The following is a 16,887-nucleotide window of genomic DNA, read 5'->3' on the forward strand; positions in this document are numbered from 1 at the left end:
TATTTTTCATATAAAAAAAGCTGACACCTTTTAAAACGGTGTCAGCCTTTTCTTTTTAAAACAGTTTTATATTTTATTGTAACCCAGATTATTTGCGGCGTTTGAGTGCAATGCCGACAGCTACGGCACCAAGAACGACTGCAATGATCGAGAGGACAAATGCTGTGGTTTGTGCAGCAGAGCTTGCTGGAGCAGAAGCAGCAGGGGCAGCCTCAGCAGCATTGTCCGAGGTAGGTGCGGTGCTGCTGCTATCTTTAGCCGTATCTGTGCTTGCATGACCCTCTGCGGTGCCTGCCGAATCATGTCCGCTGTCTGCGGCAGGAGCAGGAGTTTCCGGTGTGGCATCCGCCGTGATTGTAGTAATGGAATGAGGATTGTTACTTCCTTCATCGCCTGTCCATTCCACAATACTTCCGTCACTGTAATATTGGAAGGCGTCCCAGGCTGCTGCAGTATTCTGATCTGCATTTTGTGCTACAAAGCTGAAGCGTTGGTACTGACCCGCTTGGATTCCGTCTTTTTCGGACGTCCAGGTGACGGTAGTTATTTTGCCAGAGCTGTCTTTTTCGGTGGCTACCTTCCATTCCGGTACAGGCTCGTATTGTTTGAAAACGACCTCTTTGGGAATTTTCAAGGCCACTTTAGTGGTTGGAATGTTTTTTTCCACAGGCACTTTCAACGTGTACGTTTCCCACGCATTAGGTTGTGAAACAGAAGGCTTGACCGTCACATGCGCACTGGCCATACCTGCAAAAAGCAAGGCACCAGCCGCAATTAACCCCATGGAAGTTGCTAACCTGGACAACCTGGATTTTGCTGTTTGAATCGTTGTATTCATATTTATTTCGCTCCTTTTAAGAATAAAATAATTATTTTTTACCGTCTACTTGCAGAGTGAATTCAGCATCAACCGCATCGAGTGATGCTGTCAGAGCATGTACTTTTACTGCCCATGTTCCTTCGGAGGTTATCAATTCCTGACTGCGGAAAGGCTGTTGCTGCTTCACGGGCAAGACAAATTCCTGTTGATCTTGGTCAGGATTAGCTGGGATAAGCGTTAATGTGACCTGCTGGATTCCTGAAACGGCGGCACCCTTGCTATCCTGAATGGCTACCTTAAATTCATTGCTGCCCACAGCATTAGGGCTGACTGCCAGTGTAACGCTGTATTCGCCAGTAGTGCGAGTCTCCTCAAACGGTACAGCAGGTGCCTGGCCAGGTGACAGGTGAGTGAGCACCGCTGCCAGTAGCATCACGAGCAGACCGACGGACAGCTCGGTACGCAATCCTCCGGCGGCTCGCTTGCTCGCCGCCGCTTGCCGAGCGCTGCGAAACTGGCTGGCTGCGAAGACCAGCATCACTAGCAGTAGCGCTGCTTTACCAAGCAGAACGAGTCCATAGGATGTGTTCAGCAGCATGGAGGGAGCTGGAATGTACAGCACCGCTCCATAGATACCAGTGGCGAGTAGCGCCGCCACCATAGCCATGCCCCAGCCAGCGAAGCGGCGCAGGACCGTTTGTCGCAGAGTTGCCTGCACGGATACAGGGAGCTCCAATCCGGCAACAGGCAGGCACACCACCATGACGGCAAGTGATCCGATCCAAAAAGCTGACGCTGCAAGATGGACGAAATCTGCCACAATGGCTGGAGCCGGATGGGTGGCTGCTGCCGGATGCCCGACAAAGGCCTTGGACAGCATGAGGCTCAGCGTGAGTAAAACGGAGCTGTAGCCCCAAACACGGCGCTGGCGATCAGAAATGCTGGGATCGATCGCATAAATTAGCGTTACGCTTAGAAGCAGCACGAGAATCATCTGGATAAACCAGATTTGCCCTGCTCCCGTAAATTGAAGAGCTTCTCCCAGAATAGGGAGTGAGAAGCCCTCCCCGATGGAAACTCCGGCATCCCAAGACGCCTGAAGCGGTAGGCTAATTAAAATGACAGCAGACGTTATGCCGTAGCCGCTCCAGAGCAGCTTAGTCCAACGGGGTAATGTGTCAGAGGGTCGATGACTAAGCGTCTGCTGTTCACTGCGATTCTTGGATCGGTTTATGCTCGGTAAGAGGAACAGTCGGAAACAAATCGCTCCAAACAGCAGCGATAACCCTATGTAAAGGAGCCAACGGACAGCAATTAAGTCGATTCGTGATGTCCCAGAGCTTTCAGAAGGGGGAGCTTGATCGGTATACGCATTGGAACCGCTACCTACTTGAAATGGAATCACTCCATTGACTGGGTGTCCATCTGCGGACAAAGCTCTCCAAGTGATGGTGTAAATTCCATTCTTCACCCCTGGAATCAATTGGATCTCCATGGTGGATGGGTGCTCTCGATTGAGCTGTGCTTTTCCTGTGTCGACCCGCTTGCCTGTTTCATCAGTCACTTTGATGGACATGAAGGCAGACTGCAAATCTTCGTTGAAAGTGATAGTCACCTGAGAAGGGGACTTGTCCAAAACCTGATTTTCGGTCGGGCTGGATTCAACGACAAATGCATGAGCCCACGATGAATGAGGAAACAGGAGCAGAAGAGGGAGACACAGCAATAAAAGACAAGCCACACGGGCTGGTCTGGACAGGTACAACATGCCTGTGAAGTCACCTTCTCTCGATTACTTGAAGCGAGGATATCCTCATTTGTAGCATTTTATACGGACAAACCAATTCCTATCTTAATCATAGTGCATATAGCGTGAATAGATGGAGCGAATTATGACATTTATATGAAATTTGAAATAATGAGTATGATGCAAAATGCCGCTCTTATGAAAAGTCCCTACTGTGAAAGAAATCGCCTGGATTTCTTTCACAGTAGGGATAAAGTGGAATAGTGTATGAGACATTAGATGCCTGCTTCTATAGACTGCGTGAAAGCAGGTTGCTTATGTTGAATATATTGGATAAAAATAGCCGTTAGATCGGGATCGAATTGGCTCCCCGAACAAGTACGCAATTCTTCGATGGCCTCCTCGAATGTTTTGGTCGGTTGATAGGGACGTTCTGTTGTCATCGCGTCAAAAGAGTCGATGATCGTCAGCATCCGACACAGCCTTGGGATTTGCTCGCCCTTAAAGCCAAACGGATAGCCTCCCCCGTCATAACGTTCATGATGCAGCTCCACAAAAGGAACTAAATCTATGAATCGTTCATTGGCTTCGACAATACGTTTGCCCCACATGACATGAGCTTGTACCATCCGCCATTCCTCGCTAGACAGCTTCTCTTTTTTATTAAGAATATTCCAGGGTATTTCCAGTTTGCCAATGTCGTGAATGAGAGCTCCCAGTAAAAAACGCCGCTTATCCTTCGGACCGAGCTGAAGCACATCGCTCATGTCCGCTGCATATCTGAATACACGTTTGGAATGCTTGAAGGTGTTAATATCCTTGTACAAGAATAGATTAAGCTGCTGCTCCAGATCACGAATATCCTGTCCGAGATCGACCTCACGTTCCACTTCATTTAGACTGCCGTGTGTATGAACGATATTTTTGCCCTGTTTCTTGGCATAGTACAGTGCTTTATCCGCTAGATCGACCAGCTGTGATTTGTCGTAGATGTCAATGCGGCTTTGTGCAATGCCTGCGGAGAAGGACAGACACCCGTGTGGGAAAATTTCAACTCCCTCGTAACGGGAATCATTCAGTCTTTTTCGGATAGCATTGACCTTTTCATAAGCTTGTTCAACAGTATGATCGGGCATAAGCAAAGTGAATTCTTCTCCACCATAGCGGGATACGGTAATATGAGTACCGAACGTTTCTTTTTTGAGAAACTCACCGAGAAACCCCAGTAGCTGATCGCCCTTGAGATGACCGAAATGATCATTGTATTTTTTGAAATCATCAATATCAATCAGCGCCAAACTTAGGGGAGTATTCTGCGATCTGGATGTATTTAGTTCAGCTTCAAGTGTATTTTCAAAGTAGCTGTGATTGTACAGCCCTGTTCTGCGATCCGTGTTGGCTTTTTCTTCAATCTCACGATACATCGTGAACATTTGCTTGAACGCGTGGGATAAGAGCATGCTTAGCCCCAAGAACAGCAAAAGTCCTAAAATGCCGTTGTAATAAATCAGCGTGGTCAAGACCAAAGACAGGATGAGTGTACATAAGTATACAAGCAGGGATTCTGCCAAAAAAGCCTGTTTGAGCTCATTGAACGACCCTTTATATGCGATATAGAAGTAGATGCCCAAGGTGATTGTGTTTACCGTAAAGTAGCAGATCAATGCGAGCAGGTAGGAAGCAAAATGGTCCTCGTTCAAGGCTCCCTGCGTTCCGCCGCTTAGTTCGAACACGGTTGACGACAGGAAAATGGAAAGTGCGTAAATGGAAAAATTGACGGCATGTTTCCACCAGGACAGTTCTGTATGCCGAAACGCAGCAATGATCACATTGAACAGCAAAATCAAAATGGCAATTTCAGTGCCATGCACAAAAATACAAGCGAGGTACACGGAGGAATCCATGGACTGCTTGTTACTGGCTGGTGGCAACTGGAATGTAAAATGCTCCAGAATCAGAACTGCTCCCAACAGGGAATAGATCGTGACCCACTCTGTCGTCGAATAGTGCAAAAAGGACCAATGGTTCGTATACAAGAGAACGATCAGGCCTACCATACACATGAAAAATACGTATATTCCCGTCGTGGTAACCCGTTCTTGCAGCTTTTTTAATATACTCATCATTTTTTCTCCTGCCTTGTCGTATCTTGATGTCAAAGCTACCAGGGGTGAATGGGATAATTTACAATTTTGTAATCGAAAATTTCACATGAAAAAACAGGCCGGAATCCAGCCTGTTTTGTTGAGCCTGTGCTTCCTTTTTTTCTTTATCGGTGACTAGCCTCCAATTTTGTAACCGGAAGTCAAAGCGATTACGACAGAAGCAACGATAATAGCATTGATAATCACACGGGAGTATTTCAAGTTTTTCATACGGTTCCCTCCCTTCCTTGGAATAAGCTCTGAACTAGGCATGGTGGGGGTTGGTTTCTTGTTGATTATCCTTATTTCTTTTTACGACCATCACATTTTGGATAAACAGGAACATCCCGAAGTTCATGACGACATCTCCAATACTAATCACCTGCGTGCGGGGATAGGGCTTGGAAAGGGGAATGATGTCACCAAGCAATGATAAACGTGTGCTCGCATCCATCATGTAATGTTTCGAGATGACACTGCCGGATTTAAGCATATCTGTATAATAGGGACCCAGTACTTCAGAAGCGCTCAGCGAGACCGGCATCCTGCCGCCATTCACTGCCATAACGATAAAATTCATCAACACGCCGATTAAAATAAGCTTGAATCCCTTATGATGTCTGTTCAACCAGAGAAATATCAATCCGACCACGTAGACTCCCATAAATAGATACCCATTAATGGCTGCCAGCCAAGCCCACTTTTCCTGAGCATAAAAAATAATGAATTGAACCACCAGCAGCAGGGGGAACATCCAACCGGCTATAAGGCGAATATGACTGAAACGGATCAGACCTTGCCGCCAGCCTCCTCTAAACAGGCCTACAATGAGACCCAGCAGCACTCCATCATAGACCATTATCATTCTCCAAATTCTACAATTTTTTTGTTTTGGTTACCGTGTAATTCGACCTGAAATTGGTAAATTCCTGCCTGATTTATAGCAATTTTGAAAAAAAATCGCGGATTAGCGTGTAATTATTCGAAGCCAGACGAAATGAATGATATCATAATATATTGAAGTCATTATTTATATTTTAGTGAAAAGGATGATTATTATCATGAATCGGTTATCCAATACGGTAATGGTTGCCGCAGATATGACCAAATCACGAATATTATGGATTGCCTTTGTTCTGGGTGCATTAAGTGCCTTCGGACCATTGTCCATAGATATGTATTTGCCGTCACTGCCTACATTAGCCGACAATTTGCATACGACTACTTCGCTGGCACAGCTTAGTTTGACAGCCTGTCTGTTGGGACTGGCCGTTGGTCAGATCGTTGCTGGTCCGCTTAGCGATGTGAGGGGTCGCAGAGGACCGCTGGTGATTTCGCTTATTCTGTACGCCGCGGCATCGCTGTTATGTGTGTTTGCTCCAAATATCGCTGTGCTCATTGCGCTTCGCTTTATTCAAGGGCTTACGGGATCGGCGGGGATCGTGATTTCCAGAGCAGTGGCCCGTGATCTGTACTCGGGCAAAGAATTGACACGCTTTTTCTCACTGCTCATGCTGGTGAATGGTGTGGCTCCCATTGCTGCACCTGTGCTGGGCGGAGTCATTTTGAATTTTGTTTCCTGGCGCGGTGTTTTCATGGTGCTGTGTGTAGTTGGTGTGGCCATGCTAATTGCCGTTGGATTGGGTCTTCCAGAAACGTTGCCAACGAACCGTCGTTCATCCGGTGGCTTGAAGCAGACGCTAGGAACACTCGGTCATCTATTTGCAGATCGGCGCTTTATGGGTTATGCCCTCTCGCAGGCACTGATTACAGGGGCGATGTTTGCGTACATCGCTGGCTCGCCTTTCGTGCTTCAGGATATTTTCGGGGTTTCTCCCCAGATGTATAGCATCATTTTTGCGGTGAATGGTTTGGGGATTGTACTGTTTTCCCAGTTGACGGGTAGACTCGTGGGTCGATTTAGCGAACGACAATTGCTCTTGTCAGGTCTGATAATTGCGGCTGTAGCCGGGATCAGCTTGCTTACCGTAGCTTTTACCGGAGGCCAATTGTTAGCTGTATTAATTCCGATGTTTTTTGTCGTATCCTGCGTAGGTATTGTGAGTACAACGACGACTTCACTGGCCATGCAGAGTCAGCAGCGTTCCGCAGGCAGTGCGTCCGCCATGCTTGGCTTGCTGCCTCTATTGCTGGGCTCCATCGCTTCACCGTTGGTAGGCTTGGGTAGTGGAACAACCCCCGTACCGATGGCGGTTGTTATTGCTATAGCTGAGCTTGGTGCGCTGTTAAGCTTTGTTGTACTTGCCAAGGAAGCACGCTCAAAAGTGTGAAACAAGGCAAAATGGTGACATTTTTCAGGAATGTTGACATACCCCACGGGGGTATATTATGATGGGATTATATTAAATGCATGAGTGCATTACACCACACAGGAGGCTGATGTATGGCTGAGGAGCAACCTGTTTCCCACACTGAAGTCCACGGGACTCATTGTGGAACAGATGGGGAGAAGACAGTTAGAAAAAGTCATCATTCGGCGGAATTCAAGAACAGCCTTGTATCCCGGTTAAACCGTATTGAAGGGCAGGTACGCGGGATTAAGGGCTTGATTGAGAAGGACACTTACTGTGACGATGTGCTGAACCAGATTGCGGCTGTTCAGTCGGCACTGAATGGTGTCGGCAAGCTACTGCTGGAAGGGCATATGAAAAGCTGTGTCATTGAGCGCATGCAGGCAGGAGAACAGGAAGTGATTGATGAGCTACTAATTACGGTTAAGAAGCTAATCCGTTAAAAGTAGCAGATATACACATTATGGGTATGGACGTACCCTTGAGGAGGAAACGAAAATGGCACAAGTTACATTGAACGTAGAAGGCATGAGCTGCAATCATTGCGTGAAAGCCGTAGAAGGAGCTTTGGAAAAAGTAGGCGCTACTGGCAAGGTCAACCTCGAAACGAAACAAGTAAGTGTAGAATATGACGAATCCAAGCTGAGTGTTGAAGCGCTGAAAACAGCCATTGAAGACCAAGGCTATGATGTTGTTTAAGATTAAGATGCTGTATGATGCGTGAACAGATTTGTTCGAAGAAGAAGCTTCCTTGTAAGGAGCTTTTTCTTTTTGAACACAATATACCCCACTGGGGTATGTAGAAGGAGGACTACCATGGAAAACCGTGCGACCGACGGTGATAAGCATACAACACTTCATATTACGGGGATGTCCTGCGCAGCCTGCGCAAGCCGTATTGAAAAAGGTTTAAACCGAATAGACGGAGTGGCGCAGGCTAATGTGAATTTGGCATTGGAGCAGGCGTCTATATCCTATGACCCCAAGCAGGTGGAAATCCCTGAATTCCGCGATAAAATTGCTTCTCTTGGTTTTGGAACTGTGAGTGAAGAAGCCAATTTGAATGTGACGGGCATGACTTGCGCAGCCTGTGCAGCTCGAATTGAAAAAGGATTAAACCGAATACCAGGCGTAACAAGTGCTACGGTTAATTTGGCGATGGAAACAGCCCATGTGGAATATGCTGCTGGGAGTACTACGGTTAGTGATCTGGTAAGCAAGATTGAACAGCTGGGCTACGGAGCGATTCCGCAGAGCGCTGAGGACAATATTGCGGATGTTCGCAGTAAGGATATCCAACGTAAAAAATGGAAGTGGATAATATCGGCAGTACTGTCGCTTCCATTATTGTGGGCGATGGTGGCTCATTTTTCCTTTACCTCATGGATTTATGTACCGGAACTGTTCTTGAATCCATGGTTTCAACTTGTACTGACAACACCCATTCAGTTCATCATTGGATGGCAGTTTTATGTGGGCGCGTATAAAGCGCTTCGCAACGGTAGTTCGAATATGGATGTGTTAGTTGCACTGGGTACGTCTGCGGCTTATTTTTACAGCTTGTACCTTACTCTGCGTCCGTCTGATGTCATGGAGGGAATGGCGGGAATGCCTGTCATGACCATGCCAGAGCTGTATTACGAGACAAGCGCGGTACTCATTACGCTTATTCTGGTCGGTAAATGGTTCGAAGCGGTAGCCAAAGGACGTTCGTCTGAGGCGATCAAGAGCTTGATGAACCTACAGGCGACAACAGCACGTGTGGTACGTGACGCACAAGAGCTGGATATACCGATTGAACAGGTGCGTGTAAAGGATATCTTTATTGTGCGTCCAGGAGAGAAAATTCCCGTCGATGGTGTAGTCGTGGATGGGCGTTCGGCAGTGGATGAATCCATGTTAAGTGGCGAGAGTCTTCCGGTTGAAAAAGGAGAGGGTTCCCCAGTCACAGGAGCCACGCTCAATAAAAACGGAGTACTTCGTATCCAGGCTGAGCGTGTGGGTGGTGATACGGCGTTGGCCCGTATTATTAAGGTCGTGGAAGATGCGCAAAACTCCAAGGCCCCGATTCAGCGGATTGCGGATCAAATCTCGGGTATCTTTGTTCCCATCGTAGTTGCTATTGCCGTGATGACGTTTCTCGTCTGGTTTTTCCTTGTGACACCGTCTGATTTTGCAGGATCATTGGAGAAAATGATTGCAGTTCTCGTCATTGCTTGTCCTTGTGCGCTCGGATTGGCTACCCCAACGTCCATTATGGCTGGATCGGGACGTGCCGCTGAGTACGGTATTTTGTTCAAGGGCGGCGAGCATTTGGAAATGACCCGTTCCGTCAACGCAGTGATTTTGGATAAGACAGGTACGGTTACGAACGGCAAGCCGGAGCTAACGGATGTTATGGTTGGCGCAAGCAGCCTGGCTGAAACGGATTTGCTGCGACTGCTCGGTGCGGCAGAAAAAAGCTCGGAGCATCCGCTGGCAGAAGCTATTGTAAAAGGGATTGCTGATCGAGGTATTGAGCTAGTGAGCCCGACGGATTTTGAAAATATTCCGGGTTATGGTGTGAAGGCCTCTGTGGAAGGCAAGCAGGTATTGGTGGGCACACGCCGGTTAATGAGCAGGGAAGGCATCGCGATTGATGACTCAACCGAGCAGCAAATGAATGAACTGGAAGGCGCAGGGAAAACGGCGATGCTTGTCGCTGTGGATGGTTCCTATGCCGGATTAGTGGCCGTCGCGGATACAATTAAAGAAACGTCACGAGAAGCTGTTGCCCGTCTGCGGGCGATGAACATTGAAGTCATCATGATTACGGGTGACAATGAAAGGACGGCGCGGGCCGTTGCCGCCCAGGCGGGAATTGAACGGGTGCTGGCGGAAGTGTTGCCTGAAGGAAAGGCCGAAGAGGTAAAACGACTTCAGGAACAGGGCAAGATCGTAGCCATGGTCGGAGACGGTATTAACGATGCGCCGGCGCTGGCTACAGCTCATATAGGGATGGCAATGGGCACGGGTACGGATGTGGCCATGGAGGCTGCCGATATTACGCTCATGCGTGGTAACCTAAATAGCATTCCGGACGCGATCGAAATGAGCCGGCGGACCATGACAAACATACGGCAAAATCTGTTCTGGGCGCTCGGTTATAACGTGATCGGCATTCCGATTGCTGCTTTGGGCTTTCTTGCTCCATGGTTGGCGGGTGCCGCCATGGCATTCAGCTCTGTTTCAGTCGTACTAAATGCGCTGCGTCTCCAGCGCGTGAAGCTGTAAATGTTTTGATGTATTAGGCAGACGCATGTTGATGGACATTTGTAGCGAGATCATTTTGTAATTAGAGCAAGTACGCACAATTTTAGCTTTGTGCGTACTTGCTTTTTTGCTAAGTTTTTCATTTGTGTAATCCATGGTGCCATCTTTCATCGCGTCAGGTTGCTTATCATTGGCGAAAGTTTCATAATATTTGTAGGAGTGCCATGCAAGTATGCAAGAACCTTTTCGTGTACTCACAGCTTGAAGCAGATAAAGAGCTTATATTATGGATTAGGAGTGAAGCCGTCATGAATGATACGATTTCCTTGTTGATGAACCATCGGTCTGTGCGAAAATTCAAGTCAGACCCCATTACCGACGAGCAGCTCGCAGCTATTGTGGCAGCTGGCCAAATGGCATCCTCGTCCAGCAATGTGCAGGCATATACCGTTATTGCCGTTACCGAGCCTTCCTTAAAAACAAAACTGGCCGAGTTGGCAGGAGGGCAGGCTTATGTTGAGCAATGCCCTACATTTCTGGTATGGTGCGCAGACCTGTATCGTTTGAAGCAGGTGACGATTCATCATCAGCCAGGCCAGCCTTCCTACGAAGGGTCCGTCGAAAATTATACGGTTGCAACCATTGATGCCGCGTTAGCTGCACAAAATGCAGCGGTGGCCGCTGAATCACTCGGCTTGGGCATCGTTTACATCGGGGGCATTCGTACTAAAATAGCAGAGGTATCCGAGTTGTTAGGGTTACCAGAGCTGGTATATCCAGTGTTCGGTATGTGCATTGGTGTACCGGATCAGGAAACGGGCTTGCGTCCACGACTTCCACTGTCCGGTGTTTTGCATATGAATGGTTACGATAAAAATCAGACGATGAAAGCTGTAGAGGTATACGACCATACATCAGCTGAATATCTGAAGGAACGTACGGGCGGTCAACGCTCTACACCTTGGTCTGAGCAAATGGCGACGAGATTGACCGAGCCAGCGCGTTTGCAGTTGAAGCCATTTTTGGAACAGAAGGGTTTCTTGAAGCAATAAAGTGGAGCAACGTCAAAAAACGTTGCAATGGATGAGCCGCATTTGAGCAACACGTGTATGTAAAATTACAAGAACCTCCTTAATTACGCATGATAAAGTTTCGCGTATATAAGGAGGTTCTTTGCTTTGACTACAAGTTATGGTTGTGCGCCTTTTAGTAAATAGCTGATATGCCTTTATGAATTAGACAGGGAGTAGAAGCGGCTCGTATTATCATAAAATAATTGACGGACAGTAGCTTCATCTTGACGGGTCAGCTTGCTATAGGCGCGAATGACCTCAGCAGTCATCCGTGGATGTGTCTGCTGTCCGGTAAAAGGACCCTCGAACGGCCATGGGCCGTCTGTCTCTGCCATGATCTGATTAGACGGATACTGTCTTGCCAAACTGCGGATTTCTTCTTCGTACAGGAGATCCGGTGTGAAGGACACATAATAGCCATTACGGGCCATACGTTCGGTCGTGGTGGCAGAGCCCTTGAACCAGTGAAAATGCGCTTGCGTAACGCCGTGACGTTCCAATAGGTCGCAGGCAATGTCTGCATCTTCATAAACGGCGTGCAACACGATGGGCTTGCTATGCTTGCTTGCAAACTGGATAAAACGCTCCAGTAGCACTATGTAGGGAGCGAGGTCAAAAGCATCTCCGCTGCGTGAGGCTTCCAGCCGATTGTAATAGGGCAAGCCGACTTCACCCACCGCGACCATCTGCTGTACATGTTCGTCCATCCAGTGGAACAACAGGTCAAGCTCGGCTTGTGATGGCAGAGCCTGTTCTGGATGAAAGCCGAAGGCTGGACGTACTAGCCTGGGCCAACGCTCAGCCAGGCGCAAGTTGGCTTGACTGGAGGCGAGATGCATGGACACAGCTACGATGGCTTCTACATGGTTGTCGACAAGCGAAGCGAGCAATAGCTCCTGTTGTTCAGGTGGGTAGCTGTCTACATGAATGTGTGCGTCGATTAAGGGAACAGTTGCTGTCGCGTTCAATCTCAATGCAGAGTGCACATTCCAATCATTCATAATGGTTTACCCCGCCGTCAGAGGTGTTTTTACGGACACTTTCAGCGGTGTCCATATCGCCGTCCAGTTTGTGCTTTTCCTCACGCATCCAGCCAGTCATGGTCCGCTTCCATTCCATAAAGCGTGGATCGAGGGTGATTTCTTCCCTACGCGGGCGAGGAAAAGGAACGTCTACGACATGCATCACTGAAGCAGGTCGTGCCGATAGCACATAAATGCGGTCGGAGAGCAACAGAGCTTCTTCAATGCTGTGGGTAATGAACAGCACAGAGCGGCGGTTCTTCTCCCACATCCGCAATAACCATTGCTGCATGTCTGCACGTGTCAGCGCATCGAGTGCGCTGAACGGCTCATCCAGCAGCATTAATTCCTGCGGGCTAAGCAGGGCGCGGAGAAAGGCCGCACGTTGCTGCATGCCACCAGATAGCGTATGCGGATACGCCTTTGCGAACTTGCCCAGCCCAACCTGCTCAAGCCATTGCAAGGCTTCTTTGCGCCGTTCACGTTCGCTGACGTATCGGGACTCTGCTGCTGCATCCTTTCGCGGTGCGTTTTCCTGCCCGAGCAGTATGTTGTCCAGCGTGGTGCGCCACGGGAAAAGGGCGGGCTGCTGCGGCATATAGCTAATATGACCGCGTTCACCAGTCACGTCCTGTCCATGCATACGAATACGTCCCTGCTGCGGCTTGAGCAGCCCGCCGATGATGTGAAACAGCGTACTTTTGCCACTGCCTGACGGACCAATGAGGGAGACAAATTCGCCTGGCTTAACGGTAAGGGATACATCCTGTAGTACAGGCAGTGAGCTTCGCTTTTCCCGGAAGGCGAGGCTGATCCCGTCCAATTCCAAAGCAGGAGGGGCAGGCGTCATTACCTGCAGTTCTCCGGCTTGTTGCTGTTCATCAGCGACGGGTGGTGATGTCAAGTCAGTCGGATGCAGACTCATATATGCCACGTCCTTTCATTGATGCTTTAATGCAATATGTGGATGTTATTCTTGATCAGGTTTCCAGCGAACCAACCATTTCTCCAGTAGTAAAATAACGACAAACATCAGCAAGCTGAGTGCAACAATAATACCGATAGCGGCAAAAATGAGATCCGTACGATAGGCAGACTTTTGCAGCAACATATAATATCCAATTCCTTCACTGGCCCCAATCCATTCGGCAATAATCGCGCCCATCACACTGTAGGTAGCAGCGATTTTAATGCCAGAGAAGACTTGTGGCAGGGAGTGTGGCAGCTCTAGTTTTAGAAAAATAGCCCTGCGGCTTGCACCCGACATCCGCATGTAGTTCATCATCATACGGTCTGTCCGTGTCAGCCCGTCCATGGCTGCTACAGCCACGGGAAAAAAGCATACTAATGTAATGACCATAAGCTTGGGCAGCACGCCAAAACCGAACCATACCATGAGCAACGGACCGAGGGCGATAATCGGAATGTTTTGGCTAAGGATCAAGAGCGGGTATAGAGCAGATTTGAGAAAAGGAATCGTATGAAGAACGATGGCGATCAGCAGTCCCGTTGCTGTCCCTATAGCAAATCCCGCAAGCGTCAGGCGAACCGTAGCCCATGTATGGGTGCCAAGCAACGCCGATTGCGCCATGCCCTCTTGTACGATTAGGGATGGAGCTGGCAGCAGCCAGGATTCAATATGTAAATAGTAAACCGCTCCCTGCCAAGCCGCTAAAAAGAAGAGGACCGCCACAAGGGGCGGCCATACGCTTTTCCACCAGGATGCGTTCTTGCCTTTCGGATTCATGGGCGATACTTCTCGGTCAGCTTGTTCATGCTGATGCCCTGTGGGTTATGTGCAATTTTGATCTGTGAAATGACGCTGGGACTGCCAGCTTCCGTCAAGGCCTCATGCATGTCTTTGACGACTTTCAGCAATTCGTCCAATTCGCCCTCCATTGTAGTGTCCAATGGATTCACCTGATGTTTGACACCGGAACGCTGGATGACCTCAATCGCCTTGTCTACATATGGATAAGAGTCTTCGTTATTAGGAGTTTTAGGGATTACTTGAATGCTGAGCAGTGTATTAGCCATGTGAATTTCACCTGTCCTTTTTTGTTCAAATTATTAGGAAAATAAATTGGTTTAAGGCGGGGAGACCGCTTCGCTTCTCCAGATTCAAATGAACCGCTCCGCTACCAACCGCCTTAAAAGCACTTTAGTTTTTTGATAGGTTGTGTGGCATTTTTACACACAAAGCGCGTATTTGCGCTTCGTTCACTTCTCTAGTCCAGTCTTATTTAGCGTTTTAACAAAATGATCAACGCTTGGGCAAGAAGTCGTTTGTGAAGGCCTTATCGACTTCCAAAGGTTTGCTGAGCAGCTTGCGTTCATACATCCAATCCGAGTAGTTTTGCCATACCTCTGCTTTTTGTAAACCCCATTGCGTGGCATCGTCCTGATAACGCGGGCTTAGCCATTTTTGGCTAGCAAGTACCAGTTTTTTGTCCAGCTCTGGCACAGCTTTAGTTAAGATATTCGCCGCTTCTTCTGGATGGGCGATAGTGTATTCATAGCCTTGTGCAGTAGCGTCCATGAACGCTTTGACTAGGTCAGGATCGTTTTTTATCGTCTGTTCATTGCTCACAATTACAGGTGTATAGTAATCGAGACTTTTGGAATAATCTTTTACATACAGCATATCCAAGGGCTCGCCTCGAAGCTCGGCCTCAATCCCGGTCCATGCGTAGAAAATCCAGGCAAAGTCAATATCCCGCTTCACGGCTGTAAAATAGTCTGCATTGCCCATATTGACGATTTTCACTTTGCTCACATCACCTTGGTCTGAATCCATGATGGATTTCATGACCGCTTCTTCTACAGGAGAACCCCAGCCGCCGTAGCTTTTACCCTCGAAGTCTTTCGGGCTTTTAATTTCGCGGTCTACCGGGGCTGCGAAGCCAGAGGTGTTATGCTGAATCACCGCAGCGATGGATACGAGCGGTACGCCTTGGATACGAGCCTGAGTGACGCCTTCTTGATAGCTGATACCAAAAGGTGCAGCATTCGAAGCAACCATTTGGTCGGCTCCGCCTGAACCTGGTTGAACAATTTGGACATTCAAGCCTGCTTTTTCGTAAAATCCTTTGTCCTTGGCGACATAGAGTCCCGTGTGATTCGTATTGGGTGTCCAGTCGAGCACGACTTTAACATCTTTGAGCCCCTTTGCCGAGGTAGACGTTGAAGTGTCGGCAGCAGGAACCTCCTTTTGAGATGTAGGGGGATTGCCGCCGCAAGCGGTCAGAGTCATAGCCATGAGCCACAGACTGATCAGACCCAGGCTTAACATTTTCATGCGCTTCATCGTTGTGTTCTCTCCTTTTTAATTACCCGTTATCCGTCCAATCAGACAGTTTATATTCCCCATTTTCACAAAAATCACATCTGCCGGAAGCAATCTTTCCAACAACTTTATCTTCAACAAAAAAAGCGTCCCGAGATTCCGGGACGCTTGCGCTTGTATATACCAAAGTAAGGGATGTCCTGTTTTAATAAAAGGCACATCTTGCTTAAGCATTCCTACGCTGGCATTACCCAGATCAGGTTGTAAGGGTCAGTGTCTTGGGACACACTCTCAGCCGGCCGATTCCAGCACCCCTGGCATTGTATGGTTTAATGGGTTCGTTTATTCGGGTTTACTACGACGATTATATGCCTTGAAAGCAGGTCTGTCCAGCCTTGAGGGAGTGCTCACGGTTCATTTGTCGAACGACAGGGTACACTTTTACTGTGAGCTTTGATCTGAAAATGGACATGAATCATTCAGATCTGTTTCGGTCATGTTATTTTCAGAACAGCTACACTGTATGTTTAGGAGAGCTGGTGCCAAGTGGCATAGCCCTATAGAATTCTAATTCGTAAAAAGGAGTTGTTGTACTGTGGGTAAAACGGAGACACTGGATCGCAGTCAGCTGGAACAAGCCATTGTGAAGGCTTTGGATAACAACAAATTTTGCTCGTTAGGTACGGTTGAGGGCGGAAAACCGAAAGTACGCTATATGGCCCTTTTTAACGATGGAATGAACATTCATCTGGCGACGGATCGCAAAACACATAAAGTGGATGAGCTAAAGGACAATCCGAATGCTTATCTGCTGCTGGGCTATGAAGTGGGTGGCACGAAGGAAGTCTTGGAAGTGGAGGCTACCGTCCAGATTACAGCTGATGAGGGGTTACGCAAACAAGTGTGGAATGATTCTCTGAAAAAATGGTTTTCCGGACCAGATGATCCCGATTATGTCATCTTAGACGTCAATCCGACTCGTATTGAGTACGTGAGTCAACAAACGGAGCGCCAGGTGTGGACGAAATAGAAACAATATAAACGGACAAGCCAGTAAATTTCCAACTTTTTCAGGAGATTTATTGGCTTTTTTTTATACGCAAAATAATTATTTTTTCATAAATATTTTAAGCAAATGACTACTCTTTTGTCTGGCGTTGGATTAAAATAGGAATGGTGGGTTCAAAGCTTACATATATGTGCAAAAGTATGTATATGAGGCATACACCTT

General features: G+C 47.9%; 16 protein-coding genes and 1 riboswitch. Of the genes, 6 read left to right on the forward strand and 10 right to left on the reverse strand.

The window, feature by feature from the left end; all coding sequences use genetic code 11:
• Window positions 1–88: 88 nt before the first annotated feature.
• From HFE01_RS24140 to HFE01_RS24155, 4 genes are all read right to left on the reverse strand, one after another.
• Complete coding sequence (locus HFE01_RS24140; RefSeq protein ID WP_044787792.1) at window positions 89–838, reverse strand: YcnI family copper-binding membrane protein; 750 nt, start codon at window positions 836–838, stop codon at window positions 89–91.
• 31 nt (window positions 839–869) lie between these two features.
• Entirely contained in the window at window positions 870–2,546 is a 1,677-nt protein-coding gene (locus HFE01_RS24145) for a copper resistance CopC/CopD family protein (protein ID WP_243208249.1), read from the reverse strand.
• 296 nt (window positions 2,547–2,842) lie between these two features.
• The gene (locus HFE01_RS24150) at window positions 2,843–4,693 is read right to left on the reverse strand and encodes a bifunctional diguanylate cyclase/phosphohydrolase (RefSeq protein WP_107735152.1); all 1,851 of its coding nucleotides are present in this window, start codon (window positions 4,691–4,693) and stop codon (window positions 2,843–2,845) included.
• A 283-nt stretch (window positions 4,694–4,976) separates the two neighbouring features.
• Window positions 4,977–5,570 (reverse strand): DUF5317 domain-containing protein, encoded by a 594-nt coding sequence (locus HFE01_RS24155; protein WP_017427192.1) that lies wholly within the window; start codon window positions 5,568–5,570, stop codon window positions 4,977–4,979.
• A gap of 202 nt (window positions 5,571–5,772) precedes the next feature.
• Between HFE01_RS24155 and HFE01_RS24160 the strand changes: the two genes are divergently transcribed.
• From HFE01_RS24160 to HFE01_RS24175, 4 genes are all read left to right on the forward strand, one after another.
• The gene (locus HFE01_RS24160; protein ID WP_107735153.1) at window positions 5,773–7,002 is read left to right on the forward strand and encodes a multidrug effflux MFS transporter; all 1,230 of its coding nucleotides are present in this window, start codon (window positions 5,773–5,775) and stop codon (window positions 7,000–7,002) included.
• Between the two features lie 113 nt (window positions 7,003–7,115).
• Window positions 7,116–7,466, forward strand: a complete 351-nt coding sequence (locus HFE01_RS24165; protein ID WP_017427194.1) for a metal-sensitive transcriptional regulator — start codon at window positions 7,116–7,118, stop codon at window positions 7,464–7,466.
• 55 nt (window positions 7,467–7,521) lie between these two features.
• A complete protein-coding gene (locus HFE01_RS24170) occupies window positions 7,522–7,722 on the forward strand; it encodes a copper ion binding protein (protein WP_016818841.1) in 201 nt (66 codons plus the stop codon).
• A 117-nt stretch (window positions 7,723–7,839) separates the two neighbouring features.
• Complete coding sequence (locus tag HFE01_RS24175) at window positions 7,840–10,296, forward strand: heavy metal translocating P-type ATPase (RefSeq protein ID WP_167438723.1); 2,457 nt, start codon at window positions 7,840–7,842, stop codon at window positions 10,294–10,296.
• Here the strand turns inward: HFE01_RS24175 and HFE01_RS27115 are convergent.
• Window positions 10,261–10,533: a hypothetical protein gene (locus HFE01_RS27115; RefSeq protein ID WP_207714830.1), complete on the reverse strand. Its 273-nt coding sequence runs from the start codon at window positions 10,531–10,533 to the stop codon at window positions 10,261–10,263. The two genes, HFE01_RS24175 and HFE01_RS27115, sit on opposite strands and share 36 nt — an antisense overlap.
• Before the next feature lie 50 nt (window positions 10,534–10,583).
• On the opposite strand from HFE01_RS27115, the gene nfsA reads away from it, so the two are divergent.
• Window positions 10,584–11,327: an oxygen-insensitive NADPH nitroreductase gene (gene nfsA, locus HFE01_RS24180; RefSeq protein ID WP_013369076.1), complete on the forward strand. Its 744-nt coding sequence runs from the start codon at window positions 10,584–10,586 to the stop codon at window positions 11,325–11,327.
• Between the two features lie 176 nt (window positions 11,328–11,503).
• Here the strand turns inward: nfsA and HFE01_RS24185 are convergent, their stop codons facing one another.
• From HFE01_RS24185 to HFE01_RS24205, 5 genes are all read right to left on the reverse strand, one after another.
• Window positions 11,504–12,349, reverse strand: a complete 846-nt coding sequence (locus HFE01_RS24185; RefSeq protein WP_167438722.1) for a TatD family hydrolase — start codon at window positions 12,347–12,349, stop codon at window positions 11,504–11,506.
• Window positions 12,342–13,295, reverse strand: coding sequence for an ABC transporter ATP-binding protein (locus HFE01_RS24190; protein WP_167438721.1), 954 nt, complete (start codon window positions 13,293–13,295; stop codon window positions 12,342–12,344). The genes HFE01_RS24185 and HFE01_RS24190 overlap by 8 nt, the downstream gene beginning before the upstream one ends.
• 45 nt (window positions 13,296–13,340) lie before the next feature.
• Window positions 13,341–14,117: an ABC transporter permease gene (locus tag HFE01_RS24195; RefSeq protein ID WP_167438720.1), complete on the reverse strand. Its 777-nt coding sequence runs from the start codon at window positions 14,115–14,117 to the stop codon at window positions 13,341–13,343.
• The gene (locus tag HFE01_RS24200) at window positions 14,114–14,407 is read right to left on the reverse strand and encodes an MTH1187 family thiamine-binding protein (protein ID WP_013369080.1); all 294 of its coding nucleotides are present in this window, start codon (window positions 14,405–14,407) and stop codon (window positions 14,114–14,116) included. Before HFE01_RS24200 ends, HFE01_RS24195 begins: the two co-directional genes overlap by 4 nt.
• A 226-nt stretch (window positions 14,408–14,633) precedes the next feature.
• Window positions 14,634–15,677, reverse strand: coding sequence for an ABC transporter substrate-binding protein (locus HFE01_RS24205; RefSeq protein ID WP_167438719.1), 1,044 nt, complete (start codon window positions 15,675–15,677; stop codon window positions 14,634–14,636).
• A gap of 195 nt (window positions 15,678–15,872) precedes the next feature.
• Window positions 15,873–15,982: riboswitch (TPP riboswitch) on the reverse strand.
• 269 nt (window positions 15,983–16,251) lie between these two features.
• Here HFE01_RS24205 and HFE01_RS24210 point away from each other — a divergent pair.
• Window positions 16,252–16,686, forward strand: a complete 435-nt coding sequence (locus HFE01_RS24210; protein WP_167438718.1) for a pyridoxamine 5'-phosphate oxidase family protein — start codon at window positions 16,252–16,254, stop codon at window positions 16,684–16,686.
• Window positions 16,687–16,887 lie beyond the last annotated feature (201 nt).

The sequence above is a fragment of the Paenibacillus sp. EKM10P genome (assembly GCF_011800655.1).
In the GTDB taxonomy this organism is placed as follows: domain Bacteria; phylum Bacillota; class Bacilli; order Paenibacillales; family Paenibacillaceae; genus Paenibacillus; species Paenibacillus polymyxa.